Origin of the sequence: Vibrio sp. vnigr-6D03 (genome assembly GCF_002835515.1) — a bacterium.
Classification (GTDB): Bacteria; Pseudomonadota; Gammaproteobacteria; order Enterobacterales; family Vibrionaceae; genus Vibrio; species Vibrio penaeicida.
The window spans coordinates 131440-149975 of record NZ_PIZL01000022.1 but is presented as its reverse complement, the minus strand read 5'-3'; the positions used below and the strand labels follow the sequence as shown (position 1 = coordinate 149975).

Here is an 18536-nt window from a genome sequence, read left to right as displayed (position 1 = left end):
CGAATCGCGTTCTACTGAGTATGCATGTGACAATGTCACGCTCCAGTTTGAACACTACCATAAAGTGTTTGATAAAGCCCATCTTGCTGAACCAATTCAACATGTGTCCCCGCTTGTGTGACTTGCCCATCTTCTAAAACATAGATCAGATCGGCCTGTTTTACGGCAGAAAGTCTGTGCGCGACTATTAAGGTTGTTCGACCGGCAAGAAATTGATTCAGCGCCGTATGCAGAGCCGACTCTGTTGCCGTATCGAGTGCCGATGTTGCTTCGTCCAAGATAACAAACTTCGGGTCGCTTAGTACCATACGTGCGATGGCCAAACGCTGCCTTTGTCCACCAGACAACCGAACACCTTGTCTGCCTATTTGCGTGTCTAGCCCATCGGTAAGTTGCTCGGTAACATCTTGCAGTTGAGCAACTTCGAGCGCTTTCCAAAGCTGGGCATCGCTATATTCCGTTCCTAACGTGAGATTATGCCTCAAGCTGTCATTAAAAAGTATAGGTTGTTGTAATACAACAGCAATATGTTTACGGATTAGCTCGAAGCCAATATCGTCAGTAGTATGCCCGTTAAAGGTAATTTGCCCCGATTTCGCGCCATAAACGCCAATGAGAAGTTGTATAAGGGTCGACTTTCCGCCACCACTTGCACCAACAAGTGCCACCTTTTTACCATTCGGAATATGCAATGAAAGGTTATTGAGCACTGTTTTTTCGTCATTATATGAGAAAGTGACGTTTCGAATGCCGACATCAACACTTTCATTCAAGGCAAACGGATCAACTTTTCCACCTGTTCTTGCCTCTTCTTCTAAGTTAAGTAAAGAATTAATGCGCTTTAGTGCCGCTTTTGCGCTGTACCAAGAAAATTGAATGCCTAACAGTTCTTGTACGGGGGTGAGCATGAACCACAAGTACCCAAATACCGCGAAGATTTGCCCAATAGTAAGGTCACTGAACAGTACCATCAGCATTGCAACGGCTCTAAAGAGCTCAAACCCAAGCAGAAAGAGTAAAAATGATACACGCCCGGCTGCTTCTGATTGCCAAGCGTACTTGTCCGCATCTACTCGGATGTCATTTGCTTGTTCTTTAAGTTGTTTAAGAAACACACTTTCTTTGTTGGCTGCTCGTAACTGATAAATGCCGTCCAATGTTTCGATAAGTCTGTTTTGGAATTTTTCAAAGGATTGGTTTTCACGTTTTTTAAGGTGTTTAACTTTGCTGCCAAGCTTTCTTGAAAAGTAAATAACGATTGGATTGACTAACAAAATAAACAACCCTAAACGCCAATCTAGCCAAAGTAATATCCCCGCTGTCCCAATAACCGTAAGCAAGCTCACTACAAACTTACTTAGAGTGGAGCCAATAAATTGGTCAATGGTCTCTATGTCGGTAATAAGATGCGCATTGATACCGCCACTACCGCGCGTTTCATACTGAGCAATACTGATTCGACCTAATTTGTCGATCATGATTTCACGCATTTTGCAGGTAATGGTTTTGGACACCAGAGTGAACTGTCGACTCTGAAGGATATTAAGTGCCTGTGACATACAGCGCATGAGAATAACCAGTACAAGCGTTAAACCAATATATCCAATGGGTGTCTGCCAGGCTGAAGGCAATAGCTGATTCATGGCATCCAGACCACTTGCAGGTTGGTTCATCAGCACTTCATCAACCATTAGTGGCATTAGTAAAGGAATAGGAACACTGATTAAAGTTGCGCCTATCGCGATTAAGTTAGCGACCATTAAGCGCTTTTTGTGTTTTTTTGCTTGTGTTAGTAACCACGAACGGCTAATAGTGTGTTCACTCATAACGAATTTTTTACAAATGCCAAGTTTTCTTGTTGATGTGGCATTGTACGTACATCTCTCGGAAAAAGAAGAAAATGATTGAAAAGCAGTACCAGACATTAACGAAGCAAGCACAAGCAATCATTGGGGAGGAGCCGGATTTAATTGCTAACTTATCTAACCTAAGTGCGCTTTTGAATATGGAGCTAAATAAGCTGAATTGGGTAGGTTTTTACCTAATGAAAGATAATGAGTTAGTTCTCGGTCCATTTCAAGGTAAGCCCGCTTGTATCAGGATTCCGGTGGGTCGTGGGGTATGTGGAACAGCTGTGGCAACAGATACTGTTCAACGAATCGAAAACGTACATGATTTCGAAGGACATATCGCTTGTGATGCTGAAAGTAACTCAGAAATTGTTATCCCGTTTCGTATAAACGGAGAGATTGCAGGGGTACTCGATATTGATAGCCCTGAAATCGGTCGATTTGACCAAAATGATGAGAATGGTTTGATCTTCCTGATGAAGGAAGTTGAAAAGCTGCTCAATTCCCACGCGAACAACGATTAATTTACAACTTGGTTGTGGTTTTTCCTAAGCATGTCACTATAATAGCGAAAATATTTATATGAACGCTTTGCGGGTAAAGGCCGCAACAACCAGGAATCCTCATGGAAAACACTGAAAAGTTAAAAAACAGCAAAGAAGTCATTGCATATATTGCTGAATGTTTCCCTAAGTGCTTTACTTTAGAAGGTGAAGCTAAGCCATTAAAAATTGGTATCTTTCAAGATTTGGCAGATCGTCTGAGTGATGATCCAAAAGTAAGTAAAACTCAGTTACGTGCTGCATTAAGACAATATACGTCTTCTTGGCGTTACCTACATGGCGCAAAACCTGGCGCAATTCGTGTGGATTTAGATGGTAATGAAGCGGGTGCACTTGAAGAAGAGCACATCGAACATGCCAAAACTGCACTAGCGGAAAGCAAGGCACGAGTTCAGGCTCGTCGCAAAGAAAAAGCTGAAAAAGCACGTGAAGAAGGTAAAGCAAAAGCTAAGGCGAATAAGCCTCAAGCTCGTAAATCGAAACCTAAAGCACAAAAACCTCAGAACAATAAAGCAGCAGCGCCTACGCGTCCGCTAAATGACGATGATATGATCATTGGTAATGCAGTGAACGTAAACATGGGTAAAGGGAATATGGCTGCTACAATTGTAGAAATTAACAAGGATGATGTGCGGGTGCAGCTTAATAACGGTCTGCAAATGGTCGTAAAAGCGGAGCACTTACGCGCTTAAAGGAGAAACTCCTACGCATGAAATGTCGTTCTAAATTGACTGTGATCGCTGCCAGCTTGATGCTGGCAGCATCAGCTCAGGCTCTCGAAGCCAAACTTTCCAAAGCCGATTTGCCACTTCTAGCTCCTGAAGTTCAACATACCACAGCGAGCAAACGAGTGACTTCCCGATTGACTCGTTCGCATTATAAGCACTTCAATCTCAATGATGAATTCTCCCAAGCGATGTTTAATCGTTATGTGGAAATGCTGGACTACAACAAGAATATTTTCACCCAGAGTGATATTAATTCGTTTGTTGAATGGTCAGTTCAGCTTGATGATCAGCTGAAGTCTGGCAGCAACAAAATTGCCTTCAAACTCTATAACCTCGCAAATGAAAAACGCTTCGAGCGCTTTTCTTATGCTCTGACCTTGTTAGACGAAGAAATTAAATTCGACGTAGACGAGTCAATGATGGTTGATCGTTCTGATGCAGAATGGCCCAAAAGCCAAAGCGAAGTGAACGAATTGTGGCGTAAACGAGTAAAGTATGACGCTCTTAATTTAAAACTCACTGGCAAAGATTGGCCTGAAATTAAGGAAATGCTTGAAAAGCGTTATAACAACGCAATGAAACGTATTTCTCAGACCAAAAGTGAAGATGTTTTCCAGCTTTACATGAATGCTTTTGCTCGAGAAGTCGATCCACACACCAGTTATCTTTCCCCGAGAAATGCGGAACAGTTTCAGTCTGAAATGAACTTGTCTCTAGAAGGGATAGGTGCGGTTCTGCAAATGACAGAAGATTATACCGTGATTCGCTCTTTGGTTGCTGGTGGTCCGGCGTCGAATAGTAAGCAGTTGTCTGAAGGTGACCGAATTATTGGTGTCGCTCAAGATAAAGATGACATGGTTGATGTGATCGGATGGCGATTAGACGACGTTGTTCAGCTTATCAAGGGTCCTAAGGGAACTAAAGTTAGGTTGCACATTCTTCCAGAAGCGAAAGGCGCAAAAAGTTACGATGTAACAATTGTGCGCGATAAGATTCGCTTAGAAGACCGAGCAGTTAAGTCTGAGATTCATGAAAAAGACGGAAAGAAAATTGGTGTACTAGAAGTCCCAAGTTTCTATGTTGGTCTTTCGAAGGATACAGATAAGCTGATCGCTGAATTGAAAGAGAAAAAGGTCGATGGAATTGTTGTTGATCTTCGGAATAACGGTGGTGGTGCTTTAACTGAAGCGACAGCGCTTTCAGGGTTGTTCATCAAGAGCGGTCCAATTGTTCAGGTTCGTGACAGCTATGGTCGAATCGAGCAAAATAGCGACACAGGCAACCAGATCAGTTATGAAGGTCCAGTGACTGTTTTGGTCAACCGCTACAGTGCATCAGCCTCAGAAATTTTTGCCGCAGCACTCCAAGATTATGGTCGTGCAGTTATCTTAGGTGAAAACTCGTTTGGTAAGGGTACGGTTCAGCAGCACAGAAGCTTGAACCACATATACGATTTGTTCGAAAAAGAACTTGGATACGTGCAATATACGATTCAAAAGTTCTATCGAATCAACGGTGGAAGTACTCAAAACAAAGGTGTGGTGCCAGATATTCCATTCCCGACGGCTATTGACCCAGACGAGACAGGTGAGAGTGTTGAAGATAACGCGCTACCTTGGGATCAAATTAAAAAGGCGGAATACAGCGAACTGGATGACAAATCTAAGCTCATTACGAACTTGACCTCCCTTCATGATAAACGGATCGCTAAAGATTTGGAGTTTTCATTTATCATTGAGGATATTGCTGAATACAAAGCAGAGAAAGAAGACAATTCTATTTCTTTGAAAGAATCAGTACGTAATAGCGATCAGGATAAGTCTGAAGACAAGCGATTGAGTCGTATCAATCAACGTCAAAAAGCTCAGGGAGAACCCGTTTTCAAAACTTTGGAAGATGTTCCAAAGGACTACGAAGCCCCCGATGCTTATCTAGATGAAGCCGTTGCAATAACGGTTGATATTGTAAAAAAATCAACCTCTTAAAATAAAAGCGAGCCTAGTGCTCGCTTTTTTAATGACAAAAAATAATGTGATATAGATCTAAAATATTGGGTGTATAGTCAATTCACTCCTAAGCTTAAAGAAAAGCGAGGTGGAAGTGATGAGATTATTCCTACTAATTTTTACCTGTTTTTTGTTTGGTTCGACCCATGCCGAGGTTAAGCAAAAAGCTGAGTTAACGCAATTTAACCACCCGTTCCTACTAGGGGACTGGTACCTGTTTAATCCGGATCCGGATAGCACTTCTGAAGACTTCCTCGCGATAAGGCTCACATTAGAGTCTGACTATGTATTCACTATCGAAATTCAAAAGAAAGATCATTCCGTGGATTATTGGCAAGGAAACTATGAAGCTGATGAGTCAACGTTAGTACTTGGAATGGATACGGAAACACCTCAGGTTTATCACTATAACAACAATCACAACCAGCTCAATTTGAATGGTGTGATCTTTCAAAAAGCCTTACCAACTGCTTTAGTCGGCAGCTGGACTAGTGAGTCACTGGCTGGCGACGATATACTGGCAAGCGATGTCAGTCAGATGGATTTAGTGCTTCAAGCCGACTTTGTGTTTTCTTTTCGAGTCGTTTCCGGCAACGGCAACGAAGCAACGCATGAAGGTATCTACATTATAGAAGGGGATCATCTTGTGCTTATGTACAGTGATGGAGAACAGGATTCACGTTACACTTTGATCGATAATCAGCTCACTCTTGATAGCCAGACATCTGATATGTACGCGGTACTTAATCGTGTAGAGTAGCGATTAAGTCGACAGACCCGAACATCAGAGAACTAAACTGGAATAGCATCGTACGCTGTTCCGGTCTCATTTTTTGAGACTCATTATTTTTTGTTATACCACCAATTCACATTGCCGTATGATAATTTTGACGAAGTACAAGCTATTGTGCGCTATATTTTCAGTCAAATAATCTGAAATCTTTCCCTGCTAGCTCATTTCTCATATACAGCAGAAAATCTCATTTTCCGCTCGTAAGCAAATGGCTATATTAGGTAAACGCAACTGGCAGATATATAAAAGGAAATTTCAATATGGCTCAAAGCCCTCAAGCAAAATATCGTAAAGACTATCAGTCTCCTGACTTTACTATCACTCACGTAGACCTGACTTTCGATTTGCACGACACAGCGAGTGTTATAACGGCTGTATCGACAGTGAAAAAACTAAAAGAGAATACAAAGCTGTTTCTTGATGGTGATGAGTTAACTTTGCTTTCTGTAAAAGTTGATGGAGAAGATTGGACTGACTACCAAGAAGTGGAAGGTGGTCTTGAAATTAATGGTCTGACTAAAGATTTTGAGTTGACCATTAAAACAGAGGTTAACCCTTCAACTAACACGGCTTTGGAAGGACTGTACAAATCGGGAGATGGATTTTGCACCCAATGTGAAGCAGAAGGTTTCCGCCGAATTACCTACTACATGGATCGCCCAGATGTGTTGGCAATTTTTACAACGACTGTTATCGCGGAAGAATCTAAGAATACATTCCTTCTAAGTAACGGTAACCGTGTTGATGAAGGTAAGCTCGAAAACGGCAGACATTGGGCTAAATGGAATGACCCACACCCGAAGCCAGCTTACCTGTTTGCCATCGTTGCTGGTGATTTTGATGTTCTTCGAGACAAATACGTAACGGTCTCAGGCCGTGAGGTCGATCTAGAAATTTATGTCGACAGAGGAAACCTAGACCGCGCACCATTCGCGATGACGTCATTGATTAATTCAATGAAGTGGGACGAAGAAAGATTTGGTCTCGAATATGACCTCGACATTTACATGATTGTTGCTGTTGATTTCTTCAATATGGGCGCGATGGAAAACAAAGGTCTCAACGTATTCAACTCAAAATACGTACTAGCAAACAATGAAACTGCAACTGATGATGATTACTTAGGTATCGAAGCGGTTATCGGACACGAATACTTCCACAACTGGACGGGTAACCGAGTTACTTGTCGTGATTGGTTTCAACTTAGTTTGAAAGAAGGTCTAACGGTTTTCCGCGATCAAGAGTTTTCATCTGATCTAGGTTCACGTGCCGTGAACCGAATTAACAACGTGAGAATTATCCGTGGCCCGCAATTTGCTGAAGATGCGAGCCCAATGTCTCACCCTATTCGTCCGGAAAAAGTGATAGAAATGAATAACTTCTACACCTTAACGGTATACGAAAAGGGGAGTGAAGTTATTCGAATGATGCACACACTTCTTGGTGAAGAAAAATTCCAACAAGGTGTGAAGCTTTATTTTGAACGCCATGATGGTACGGCAGCAACTTGTGAAAACTTTGTCTCTGCAATAGAAGACGCTTCTGGTGTCGACTTGAAGCATTTCCGTTTGTGGTACAGCCAGTCTGGGACGCCAACGGTTGAAGCAACCACTGAATTCAATCAAGCCGAAAACACGTTCTCGCTAACATTGAAACAGCAAACTCCTGCTACATTGGAGCAATCAGAAAAGCAAGCATTGCACATTCCGTTTGATATTGAGTTATATGCGCAGGACGGAAGTGTTATTGAGTTACGCTGTAACTCTAAAGAAATTAACAATGTTCTTGATTTCACTCAAGATGAGCAAACCTTTGTTTTCGAAAATGTAACTGAACGTCCAGTCATTTCAATGCTGCGTGAGTTTTCGGCGCCCGTTAAATTGAACTATGAATATTCAGATGAAGATTTGAAGTTTTTGATGGTTAACGCTAGAAATGATTTTGCGCGATGGGATGCAGGGCAATTGCTTCTTGCCAAATACATTAAGTTAAACATTACACGTCAGCAAAATGGAGAAAGTTTCGAGCTTCCTGAAGATGTGATTGATGCATTCAGAGGCGTGTTGCTTGATGCTAGCTTAGAACCAGCATTTATTGCCGAAGCTTTAAAAGTTCCAAGTGAAGTGGAAATAGCGGGTTGGTTTAAGCCAGCAGATGTAGATGCTATCCGATTTGTTAGAGAGTCGATCCGTAAAGCATTTGCTTTTGGGCTAGCGGATGAATTAAGCGCTACGTTCCACAGTAACAAGCAAGCTGAGTACGTTGTAGAGCACGATGCCATTGGTAAACGATCTCTAAGAAATGTGTGCTTGTCTTATTTGGCATTGACTGACCAAGGCGATGATATTGTAAAAGTTGTGTATAGAGAAGCAAACAACATGACTGATACTATGGCGGCACTGACTGCGGCAAACGCAGCACAACTACCGTGTCGTTCAGAGTTGATGGCAAGCTTCAGCGACAAGTGGAGCCACGATGGTTTAGTTATGGATAAGTGGTTTGCGCTTCAAGGCACTAACCCAGCGAGTAATGTGCTCGAATCCATTCGAGAAACGATGTCTCACGCTGCATTTGATCTTAAGAATCCAAACCGTACTCGTAACTTAATTGGTACTTTCTTTGGTGGAAACCCAGTTAACTTCCACAATAAAGATGGCAGTGGTTATGAATTTGCCGGTGAGATTTTGATCCAAATGAATGAAAGCAACCCGCAAGTTGCTTCGCGCCTAATAGATCCTCTTCTTAAGTACAGAAATTACGATGAAGATCGTCAAGCGATGATGCGTAAAGAGTTGGAAAAATTGTCCAATCTCGACAATCTGACCAAAGATCTCTATGAAAAAGTAACAAAAGCGTTAGAATCTTAAGTAAGACTGACTAGCGAATGAATATAAGTGGCAGTTTTTACTGCCACTTTTGTTATCCATGAATCAATATTACTTCTCTCTTAATATTACCTATCAAGAATTTCTCAGCCACTACTCAGGAGCGGCAAGTTCAGTAATTGTCTTCACTGACCAAGGTTTAAAAATTCAATTACCTGCATCTCGTTTCAGACCCTTTCTTAGTCAAATTGGTGTAAAAGGGCGCTTTAGGCTAACAACTGACCAGAATAATAAACTTCTAAAGTTGGAAGTTCTGTGAACTTGTGAGTTTTCAGATGTTTAAATAGGTACCTTAATCACAGATTCAAACTTTTTTCATTATCCTACCCGCAATTCATTTAACCTTTTATCAATATTGCTTTTACAATATAGATAGCCTGTTGTTCTAGTCAGGCTAAGGCATTACCAAGTTGCATTAAGCAACACCCTACAAAAAATTCTAAGATTGGAGCGTTAATATGGCCGCGCGAGAAAACGTTGTGCCGGTTCTTCTTGAAAAAGTGTACAAACTGATTCAAGACAAACTCGAGCTTGCCCACCAACCTTTAGTAACAAAACTTGCTAAGCACCTATTTAGTACGATTGGTCAGGAAGACCTAGTACAGAGAAACGAGTCAGATCTCTATGGTGCCGTTGTCAGCTTGTGGCATCACATTAGCGAGAAGCAACCTAAAGAAATTTCGGTAAGAGTATTTAACCCTACGGTAAGCCGACATGGATGGAAGTCTACCCACACGATCGTTGAAATCGTGGTACCTGATAGCCCATTCCTTGTGGACTCTGTAAAGATGGCGCTTGCGCGTCTAGATCTTTCTAGCCACTTAATGCTCCACGGTCCGACGCGAATCGCTCGCGACAAAAATAGTAATATCACAGGCGTCAACGAAAAATCTGGCGACGACCTATCGCTTTTCCATATAGAAGTCGACATGTTGGCAGACAAAACCAAAATGTCTGATTTGAAAAGCGAACTTGTATCAATTTTGACGGATACGGGGCTGGTTGTTTCTGATTGGAAGCCAATGGCAGCCAAACTAAAACAAGTGATTAAAGAAATAGAAGATCAACGCGTATCTCTTCCTGTAGAAAAAGAGCGTGTTGATGAAACCATTGCGTTCCTTAAGTGGTTAGGCAATCACAATTTTACTTTCATGGGCTACAAAGAGTACGACTTAGTTGCCGTAGAAGGGGATCACGAGCTTCGTCCGACGGAAGAAACCGGTTTAGGTATTCTTTCAGTAGATAGTCGCGTACGTAGTGTAAAACTTTCTGACCTCGCAGATTCTGCGCGCTTGGAAGCGAAAAAACCTTACTTATTGATTGTGACTAAAGGCAATACTGCTTCACACATTCACCGCCCAGCTTATACCGACTACATCGGTATTAAGAAAATAGGTAAGAACGGCAAAGTGATTGGAGAACACCGTTTCACTGGTCTTTATACTTCGGCTGTTTATAACCAGAGCGTATCGAGTATTCCGCTAATTCGCGATAAAACGAATCGAATCCTCGAATCTAGTGGTTACATGAAAGGGGCATACTCTTTCAAAGCACTACACAATATTTTAGAAAATTTCCCTCGTGATGAGTTGCTTCAAGCGACAGAGCAAGAGCTACTTCAAGTTGGTTCTGGTGTTGTTCAAATGCAAGACCGAGACATGCTTCGGTTGTTCATTCGTAAAGACCCGTTTGGTCGTTTCTTCAGTTGTATGGTTTATGTAACCAAAGAACGTTACAACACCCAGCTGCGTCGTCAAACTCAGCGCATACTTGGGGAATACCTCAATTCTGATCAAGAAGTAGAATTCACAACGTTCTTCTCAGAAAGCCCATTGGCGAGAACTCACTACATTGTCCATGTGAAAAATAACAACATTGATGTTGATGTTAAAGAAATAGAGCAAAACCTTATGGAAGTATCTTCGTCTTGGGATGACCGACTACAAGAAGCGATCATTGCTAACAACGGTGAAAGTACGGGTTTGCCTTTATCAAAAGAATACCTTCGTGCTTTCCCTCGTTCATACAAAGAGGCGATGCTGCCAGGTTCTGCGGTTGCTGATATAGAACGATTAGAAGCACTTAAAGATGCTGAAGATCTGGGTATGCTTTTCTATCGCCCTCAAGAAGAGAGCCATGATTCCAAAGCCGTACACTTAAAACTGTACCATCGTGAGCAACCGATTCATCTTTCTGATGTACTCCCAATGTTGGAAAACTTGGGACTGCGTGTTATCGGTGAAGCGCCATACGAAGTGCGAAAATCTAATGGAGTTACTTATTGGATTCTTGATTTCTCAATGTTACTGGGTGCGAGCGTATCAGTTGACTTACGTGAAGCGCGAGATCGTTTCCAACAAGCTTTCGCCGATATTTGGTCGGGTAAGCTAGAGAGTGACGGGTTCAATAGGTTGGTTCTTGGTGCAGGTCTATCGGGGCGTGAAATCACGATACTTCGAAGCTATGCGAGATACATGCGCCAAGTCGGGTTCCCATTCAGTCAAAGTTACATTGAAGAAACGCTGTCGCATCACCCTGATATTGCAAAAGGGCTAGTTGATTTATTTGGTAAACGTTTTGATCCTAAATTTAAAGGTGCCAAAAAGAACCAAACAGAGCTGATCAACAAGATCAATGAGCAACTGGATGATGTTGAAAGCCTTGATGATGATCGTATCATTCGTCGCTACACGGATATGATTCTTGCTACGCTCCGCACTAACTATTACCAGCTTGCTCAAGACGGCCAGCCGAAACCTTGGTTAGCGTTGAAGCTAAAACCCACCGATATTCCAGAAATTCCTCAGCCTGTACCAGCGTTTGAGATTTTCGTTTATGCCCCTGACATAGAGGGTGTCCATTTACGTGGTGGTAAAGTGGCCCGTGGTGGTCTTCGTTGGTCAGACCGACAAGAAGATTTCCGCACAGAAATTTTGGGCTTGGTTAAAGCACAGCAGGTGAAGAACACCGTTATTGTTCCAGTCGGTGCGAAAGGTGGCTTTGTTTGTAAGCGTCAACCAAATTTGACCACGCGTGACGAGATCTTTGCGGAAGGTCAGCGTTGTTACAAACAATTCATTCGCGCATTGCTCGATGTATCCGATAATATTGTTGAAGGCAATGTTTCCCATCCTGAGAATGTAGTTCGACATGATGAAGACGATGCGTATTTAGTCGTCGCGGCGGATAAAGGCACAGCAACATTCTCGGATCTTGCAAACTCAGTTGCTGATGAGTACAACTTCTGGCTTGGTGACGCATTTGCTTCTGGTGGTTCTAATGGTTACGACCACAAAGCAATGGGTATTACTGCGAAAGGCGGTTGGGAATCGGTAAAACGTCACTTCCGTGAAATGGGTGTGAACTGTCAAACCACAGACTTTACCTGTATTGCTGTTGGAGATATGGCGGGCGATGTATTTGGTAACGGTATGCTTCTTTCAAAGCATATTCGATTGCAAGCAGCGTTTAACCATTTACACATCTTTATCGATCCAACACCAGATTCGGCGAAAAGCTGGAAAGAGCGTGATCGCTTGTTTAAATTGCCACGCTCAAGTTGGGAAGATTATGACAAGAAGCTGATCTCGAAAGGTGGGGGCATTTTCTCCCGTCGTGCTAAGTCGATCGACTTAACGCCAGAGATCCAAAAAATGCTGGGTACACGCAAAAGTTCAATGGCACCCAATGACTTGATCAAAGCGATCTTGCATATGGAAGTCGATTTGTTCTGGAATGGTGGTATTGGCACCTATGTTAAAGCTTCAACTGAAACACACACTGATGTTGGTGACCGTGCAAATGATGCGTTGCGTATCGACGGCAAAGACATGAGAGCCAAAGTTGTCGGTGAGGGTGGTAACTTGGGTATGACCCAACTTGGTCGTATCGAATACGCTTTGCGTGGCGGTCGAGTGAATACCGATTTTGTTGATAACGTTGGTGGTGTTGATTGTTCAGATAATGAAGTCAACATTAAGATCTTCCTGAACAGCTTAGTCGCTAATGGCGACCTTACGGTTAAACAAAGAAACCTTATCCTAGATAAGATGGAAGACGAAGTTGGCGAAATCGTACTGAAAGATGCCTATTGGCAATCTGAATCCATTTCAGTTAGTGAACAGCAAGGTTCTTCTTTGGTGAAAGAGCAAATCCGCTTTATTCACACAATGGAACGATCGGGGCATTTAGATCGAGCTTTAGAATACATTCCAGATGACGAAACTCTACTGGAGCGTGAAAAAATGGGGCAGGCATTGACCCGTCCTGAGCTTTCGGTACTGGTGGCGTACGGTAAAATGGTTCTGAAAGAACAGTTGGTCAGTGATGAAATTTCCAATGATGAGTTTCACGCACAGCAATTGGTCAATTACTTCCCATCAGAGTTACGCCGTAACTATTTATCACAAATGGATACCCATCCTCTAAGAGCAGAAATTATTGCGACATGTCTTGCAAACCAAATGGTTAATGAGATGGGTTGTAATTTCGTTACTCGAATGCAAGAGGAAACGGGAGCGACTGTTGTTGATATCGCAAATGCTTACTCTGCTGCCCGTGAAATCTTCGAGCTTGGCGGAATAATGAAGCAAGTGAGAAGCTTCGACAATACAGCAACCACGATCGCTCAGTATGATCTTATGTACTCAATTCGTCGTATTTTGCGTCGACTTAGCCGCTGGTTATTAAGAAATCGTTCGAACAAGTCAACAGTTAATGAGCTTGTGGCTCTTTACCACGATGATGTTCAAGCGGTAATGAAAGATCTTGATAACTTATTGGTGAAAGACGAAGTTCAAGAGCACAACGATCTTGCCGATCTGTGGATCGAGCAGGGTATTGAACGTCCTGTAGCAAACTATGTCTCTCGATTGTCGAGTCTGTACTCTGCACTGGATATATCCTCAGTAGCCCGTGATGAAGGTAAATCTGTCAAAGAAGCGGCTAAGATGTACTTCACATTAGGTGATCGCCTGTCTTTGCATTGGTTCCTCAAACAAATCAATAATCAAGCGGTTGAAAACAACTGGCAAGCCCTTGCTAGAGCGTCATTCAGAGAGGATCTTGATTGGCAGCAGAGATTGTTGACTGCGCAAGTTCTTCATTGTGACTGCAGTGAAGGTAAGGTTAATGTGGATAAAGCACTGGACGAGTGGATTGAGAATAATGGATCGTCTTTGGTTCGTTGGGAAAACATCCTTAACGAGTTTAAAGTGGGTTCGGTCCATGAATTTGCTAAATTTTCCGTCGCTCTGAGAGAATTAACGTTATTAAATTTGAATTGTGCTTCAAATGAGTAAATAATACAGCCCCGTTTAACGGGGCTTTTTTCTTTCGGAGGCACAATGCTTTACCGTCTAGCCAGAACTGGCTTTTTTCAACTCGATGCCGAAAAGGCACACGAGCTCGCAATAGATAACTTCAAACGCTTCAACGGCACTCCTCTTGATCTCTTCTATCGTCAGCAACTTCCTCACCGACCAGTAGAATGCATGGGTCTTACGTTTAAAAATCCAGTTGGCTTAGCGGCTGGCTTAGATAAGAACGGAGAATGTATCGATGCATTTGGTGCGATGGGTTTTGGGTTTGTAGAAGTAGGGACTGTTACACCCAAACCTCAACCGGGTAATGACAAACCTCGTTTGTTCCGTTTGGTTGAAGCCGAGGGCATTATCAACCGTATGGGCTTTAACAATCTAGGTGTGGATCATCTTGTCGAAAACGTAAAAAAATCAACTTATGATGGCGTCCTTGGAATCAACATCGGCAAAAACAAAGACACCCCAATTGAAAAGGGAAGTGAAGACTACTTGATCTGCATGGAAAAAGTGTATCAGTATGCTGGTTACATTGCGGTAAACATTTCTTCTCCAAACACGCCGGGACTTCGCTCACTTCAGTATGGCGAAGCGCTTGATGAATTATTGTCTGACTTGAAAGCCAAACAAGCAGAACTTGAAACTGAACACGGAAAATACGTTCCACTTGCATTGAAAATTGCTCCTGACCTTAGTGATGATGAAATCGTTCAGATTTGTGAATCACTCATCAAGAATAAAATTGATGGCGTAATCGCAACTAACACAACGTTAGACCGTTCGATTGTTGAAGGAATGAAAAACGCAAACGAAGCGGGCGGGTTAAGTGGGCGACCAGTACAATCGAGAAGTACTGAAGTCGTTCGCAAACTTCACGAAGAGCTAGGCGACAAACTTCCTATCATTGGAGTGGGTGGTGTTGATTCCTATGTTGCTGCAAAAGAAAAAATGCTTGCAGGCGCTAAGTTGGTTCAAGTCTATTCAGGTTTTATCTACAAAGGTCCTGGTTTAGTCAGAGATATTGTGAAAAACCTATAAATTTTCTTCTGAAAATCACATCATATTCACAAAAACAAAAGGGGATTTTTCCCCTTTTTTTTTGTCGATCGCTTTGTAGAATAAATGAGTAAATGGATTTTAGTTCAGTGACTTGAATTCTAAATTACTGATCACTATGAAGATTGAAGAGACGGAACATGTTGAAACCAAGCGACAACTGGAAGTGGTACTTTGATAAAAAAGTAAGCGCCCTGGTATTAGGGCTTGATGACGGCATGGCTTTTAAAGTAGAGATTCCCCAAAAGTTTTTAGTGGACTGCGCATTCAGAGACAGTGAATTTTCTGTTGATGACGCATCAGTATTCCAGCAATTTAAGGAATCCGTACAAACTCTTCCTCTAACAGAGCCTAGGCAGGCTCAGTTGGTTCTGAATTGTGTCGCAACTCACCGCTACCATAAGCCTGTGCAACCTAAAAGCTGGTTTTTCGACTATCAAGGAGAAGGGCATAACCCTTCGCAAGGCGAATTAGTTTATTTAAAAAATGAATTAAATAGCGGTCTTTTTGTTGTTGTAGAAGTTTGCGACAACGCCAGCGTATGCGCTTCAGTAGAATTAGATGGGTTTCAACTGACTGCATCGAAATCTCTCAGTTTTTGTCAGTCTGTCAAAGTTATGCATGATCGCATAGCAAGGGCAGAAGCATTTGACAACTATGCGCCGATAGCTCTGGTAGGCTAGTACGCGTTTTTACATCCCTAATGAAATCGTTCCTTCGAGCTATTGGCATTGCCAATAGCTCTTTTTTTGTCTTCATTTCGCGCAATTTCTCTTGTCTCAGCCAGCCTCTAATACACCGAATCCGGTTCTAGCTGATATCAGTTGTGAGAAATTTGAACACCATCAAATAAAAATTTTCCCAATTTTAGCTTCCGTTTATACCTAAATTCCCGTTTATAAGGTGCAAAAATTCCTGTTTTAGCCCCAAGTGTTCCTAAATTACATCAATAAATTCGATCTGGTATATACCAAAATAACCATGAATAAGTATGCACTATCCCTATATTCCCTTTAAAAGCGTCACTTTTACTGTCACTAAGTACTTACTGACTAAAACATGAGTAATTTCTTGAAAGGCGCGAGTAAATTGTTTGAAAAATGTGCACTTAGATTACTAAGACTAATTTTTGGAAAGATTGAGTTCGGTTTGTGCTTCTTGCTCAGGTATAATCGAGCTCATTTTTGTTACCAAAAGACCAGTATGAATCAGTATTTAGCCGTCACTTCCAACGGGCTTGAAAACCTACTTGCAGATGAATTGAAAAATTTGGGGATTGAAGACCCAAAACCAGTTCAAGCAGGGGTAAAATTTAAAGCGACCAACGCGCAAATCTACAGAGTATGTTTGTGGAGTAGGTTGGCATCACGTTTCGTTCGTATTCTTTCTGAATTCAAATGTCAGGATGATATGGACTTGTACTTGTCGGTTGCAGCGATTAACTGGTCATCGCACTTTGATAGCAACAAAACATTTGTGGTGGACTTCAACGGTACAAACCGAGAAATTCGCAATAGCCAATACGGTGCTTTAAAGGTAAAAGATGGCATCGTTGACTCGTTTAACAAAAAGAACCTCTCTAGACCGTCGATCCAAAAAGATCATCCAGATCTGCGTGTGCATGTTCGTCTATTTAAAGACAATGCATTGGTTGGCTTTGATATGGTTGGTTCTGGGTTGCATCATCGCGGTTATCGAACTGAGGCCGGTAGAGCACCACTTCGCGAGACACTGGCTGCAGCCATTATTTCGCGTAGTGGCTGGCAGCAAGGGAGCAACTTGTTAGATCCTATGTGTGGTTCCGGTACATTGTTGATTGAAGCAGCAATGATGGCGGCTAACATGGCACCAGGCGTAAATCGTAAGTATTGGTGTTTTGAATCACTTTCTGATTTCGAGCCTGAAAAGTGGGCTGAGATAAAATCTGAAGCCAATGTACAAGCGCGTAGGGGTGTCAAAAAGGTTGAATCGAAGTTCTTTGGGTTTGATAACGACGCACGCGTTCTAAAGACGGCGCGTGAGAATGCCAAACGAGCAGGTGTTGAGTCACTTATTCACTTTGCGAAAGAGGATGCCGCGCAGGTCAAACGCCCTAAAGAGTTTGATGGTGGAGTTATCGTATCAAACCCGCCTTATGGTGAGCGTTTGGGCACACAGCCAGGTCTCATTGCCTTATACACTGCTTTTGGAGCACAATTAAAAACAGAATTTGGCGGTTGCCAGGCTTCTATTTTCTCTTCATCTGATGAATTGCTTGCCTGCTTGCGTATGCGTGCCGAGAAACAGTTCAAACTGGCGAATGGTGCGTTACAATGTCACCAAAAGAATTATAGTATCAGTGAAAGAAGCGCTACTTCATCTGAATCCAACCAAGAAACGAAGCAAGAAACCTTGGTTGCTCCTGATTTTGCTAATCGCCTAAAGAAAAACTTAACAAAACTGAGTAAGTGGGCGAGAAAAGAAAAATTAGATTGTTATCGTGTATACGATGCGGACTTACCTGAATACAACGCGGCGATTGATATTTACCAAGACCATATCGTAATTCAAGAATATGCGGCGCCTAAAAATATACCTGAAGAAAAAACCAAACGCAGATTAACCGACATTATCCGAGCGACTATTCAAGTAACAGGTGTAGAAGCAAACAATGTCGTGCTTAAAGTAAGAGAGAAGAAGAAGGGAAGCAGCCAGTATCAAAAACTCAGCCAAAACTCTGAGTTTATGCAGGTAACGGAATACGGAGTGGATCTTTTAGTTAATCTCCACGATTACCTCGATACCGGTTTATTCCTTGATCACAAGTTAACACGTCGTAAGCTTGGTCAATTAGCTGGTGGTAAAGACTTCCTAAACCTATTTGCTTACACAGGTTCTGCGACGGTACATGCAGCTTGCGGTGGCGCCAAATCTACAACCACAGTAGATATGTCCAAAACTTACCTAGAGTGGGCTCAAGAAAACTTAGCCATCAACGGTATTTCTGGGAGCGAGCATCAGTTTGTCCAAGCCGATTGCCTTCAATGGTTAGAGCAAGCAGATGGTGAGTTCGATCTTATTTTTATTGATCCCCCGACGTTTTCAAATTCTAAACGTATGGAGCAGTCGTTCGATATACAACGTGATCACATTCAGTTAATGAAAAACTTAAAGAGACTGTTACGCGGTAACGGTACAATTGTTTTTTCGAACAACAAACGTCATTTCAAAATGGATTTGGATGCGCTCGCGGAGCTTGGGTTGAAAGCTGAAAACATTTCATCACAGACGTTACCTCAGGATTTCTCGCGTAATAAGCAAATCCACAATTGCTGGATCGTCACTCATCAAGGATAAG

General features: G+C 42.3%; 11 protein-coding genes. 10 read left to right on the top strand and 1 reads right to left on the bottom strand.

Translation table 11 applies throughout. The features are described from left to right. Nucleotides 1-35 precede the first annotated feature (35 nt). Nucleotides 36-1826: an ABC transporter ATP-binding protein gene (locus CW749_RS19190; protein WP_101113881.1), complete on the bottom strand. Its 1791-nt coding sequence runs from the start codon at nucleotides 1824-1826 to the stop codon at nucleotides 36-38. Nucleotides 1827-1900: 74 nt separating this feature from the next. On the opposite strand from CW749_RS19190, the gene CW749_RS19185 reads away from it, so the two are divergent. The 10 genes from CW749_RS19185 to rlmKL all read left to right on the top strand — a co-directional run bounded on the left by CW749_RS19185 (nucleotide 1901) and on the right by rlmKL (nucleotide 18535). After that, nucleotides 1901-2374 carry a GAF domain-containing protein gene (locus CW749_RS19185; protein WP_101113880.1) on the top strand — a complete coding sequence of 158 codons (474 nt, stop codon included), beginning with the start codon at nucleotides 1901-1903 and terminating at the stop codon, nucleotides 2372-2374. A gap of 101 nt (nucleotides 2375-2475) precedes the next feature. After that, on the top strand, nucleotides 2476-3105 hold the full coding sequence (gene proQ, locus CW749_RS19180) for an RNA chaperone ProQ (protein WP_101113879.1): 630 nt from the start codon (nucleotides 2476-2478) through the stop codon (nucleotides 3103-3105). A gap of 17 nt (nucleotides 3106-3122) precedes the next feature. After that, nucleotides 3123-5126, top strand: a complete 2004-nt coding sequence (prc, locus tag CW749_RS19175) for a carboxy terminal-processing peptidase (protein WP_101113878.1) — start codon at nucleotides 3123-3125, stop codon at nucleotides 5124-5126. 118 nt (nucleotides 5127-5244) lie between these two features. Beyond that, complete coding sequence (locus tag CW749_RS19170) at nucleotides 5245-5907, top strand: hypothetical protein (RefSeq protein WP_101113908.1); 663 nt, start codon at nucleotides 5245-5247, stop codon at nucleotides 5905-5907. A gap of 293 nt (nucleotides 5908-6200) precedes the next feature. Beyond that, nucleotides 6201-8807 carry an aminopeptidase N gene (gene pepN, locus CW749_RS19165; protein ID WP_101113877.1) on the top strand — a complete coding sequence of 869 codons (2607 nt, stop codon included), beginning with the start codon at nucleotides 6201-6203 and terminating at the stop codon, nucleotides 8805-8807. A gap of 58 nt (nucleotides 8808-8865) precedes the next feature. Beyond that, nucleotides 8866-9084, top strand: coding sequence for a DUF2835 domain-containing protein (locus tag CW749_RS19160; RefSeq protein ID WP_101113876.1), 219 nt, complete (start codon nucleotides 8866-8868; stop codon nucleotides 9082-9084). Between the two features lie 199 nt (nucleotides 9085-9283). Next, on the top strand, nucleotides 9284-14125 hold the full coding sequence (locus tag CW749_RS19155) for an NAD-glutamate dehydrogenase (RefSeq protein WP_101113875.1): 4842 nt from the start codon (nucleotides 9284-9286) through the stop codon (nucleotides 14123-14125). Nucleotides 14126-14170: 45 nt separating this feature from the next. After that, a complete protein-coding gene (pyrD, locus tag CW749_RS19150; protein WP_101113874.1) occupies nucleotides 14171-15181 on the top strand; it encodes a quinone-dependent dihydroorotate dehydrogenase in 1011 nt (336 codons plus the stop codon). 158 nt (nucleotides 15182-15339) lie between these two features. Continuing rightward, entirely contained in the window at nucleotides 15340-15882 is a 543-nt protein-coding gene (locus tag CW749_RS19145; RefSeq protein WP_101113873.1) for a cell division protein ZapC, read from the top strand. A gap of 520 nt (nucleotides 15883-16402) precedes the next feature. Beyond that, nucleotides 16403-18535 (top strand): bifunctional 23S rRNA (guanine(2069)-N(7))-methyltransferase RlmK/23S rRNA (guanine(2445)-N(2))-methyltransferase RlmL, encoded by a 2133-nt coding sequence (gene rlmKL, locus CW749_RS19140; protein WP_101113872.1) that lies wholly within the window; start codon nucleotides 16403-16405, stop codon nucleotides 18533-18535. Nucleotide 18536: the final 1 nt, after the last annotated feature.

Bases quoted from the DNA above. Each gene is read 5' to 3' on its own strand.
- CW749_RS19185 (WP_101113880.1), top strand. From the start codon at position 1,901: ATGATTGAAAAGCAGTACCAGACATTAACGAAGCAAGCACAAGCAATC.
- CW749_RS19160 (WP_101113876.1), top strand. From the start codon at position 8,866: ATGAATCAATATTACTTCTCTCTTAATATTACCTATCAAGAATTTCTC.
- CW749_RS19155 (WP_101113875.1), top strand. From the start codon at position 9,284: ATGGCCGCGCGAGAAAACGTTGTGCCGGTTCTTCTTGAAAAAGTGTAC.
- CW749_RS19170 (WP_101113908.1), top strand. From the start codon at position 5,245: ATGAGATTATTCCTACTAATTTTTACCTGTTTTTTGTTTGGTTCGACC.
- pyrD (WP_101113874.1), top strand. From the start codon at position 14,171: ATGCTTTACCGTCTAGCCAGAACTGGCTTTTTTCAACTCGATGCCGAA.
- CW749_RS19145 (WP_101113873.1), top strand. From the start codon at position 15,340: ATGTTGAAACCAAGCGACAACTGGAAGTGGTACTTTGATAAAAAAGTA.
- CW749_RS19190 (WP_101113881.1), bottom strand. From the start codon at position 1,826: ATGAGTGAACACACTATTAGCCGTTCGTGGTTACTAACACAAGCAAAA.
- rlmKL (WP_101113872.1), top strand. From the start codon at position 16,403: ATGAATCAGTATTTAGCCGTCACTTCCAACGGGCTTGAAAACCTACTT.
- prc (WP_101113878.1), top strand. From the start codon at position 3,123: ATGAAATGTCGTTCTAAATTGACTGTGATCGCTGCCAGCTTGATGCTG.
- proQ (WP_101113879.1), top strand. From the start codon at position 2,476: ATGGAAAACACTGAAAAGTTAAAAAACAGCAAAGAAGTCATTGCATAT.
- pepN (WP_101113877.1), top strand. From the start codon at position 6,201: ATGGCTCAAAGCCCTCAAGCAAAATATCGTAAAGACTATCAGTCTCCT.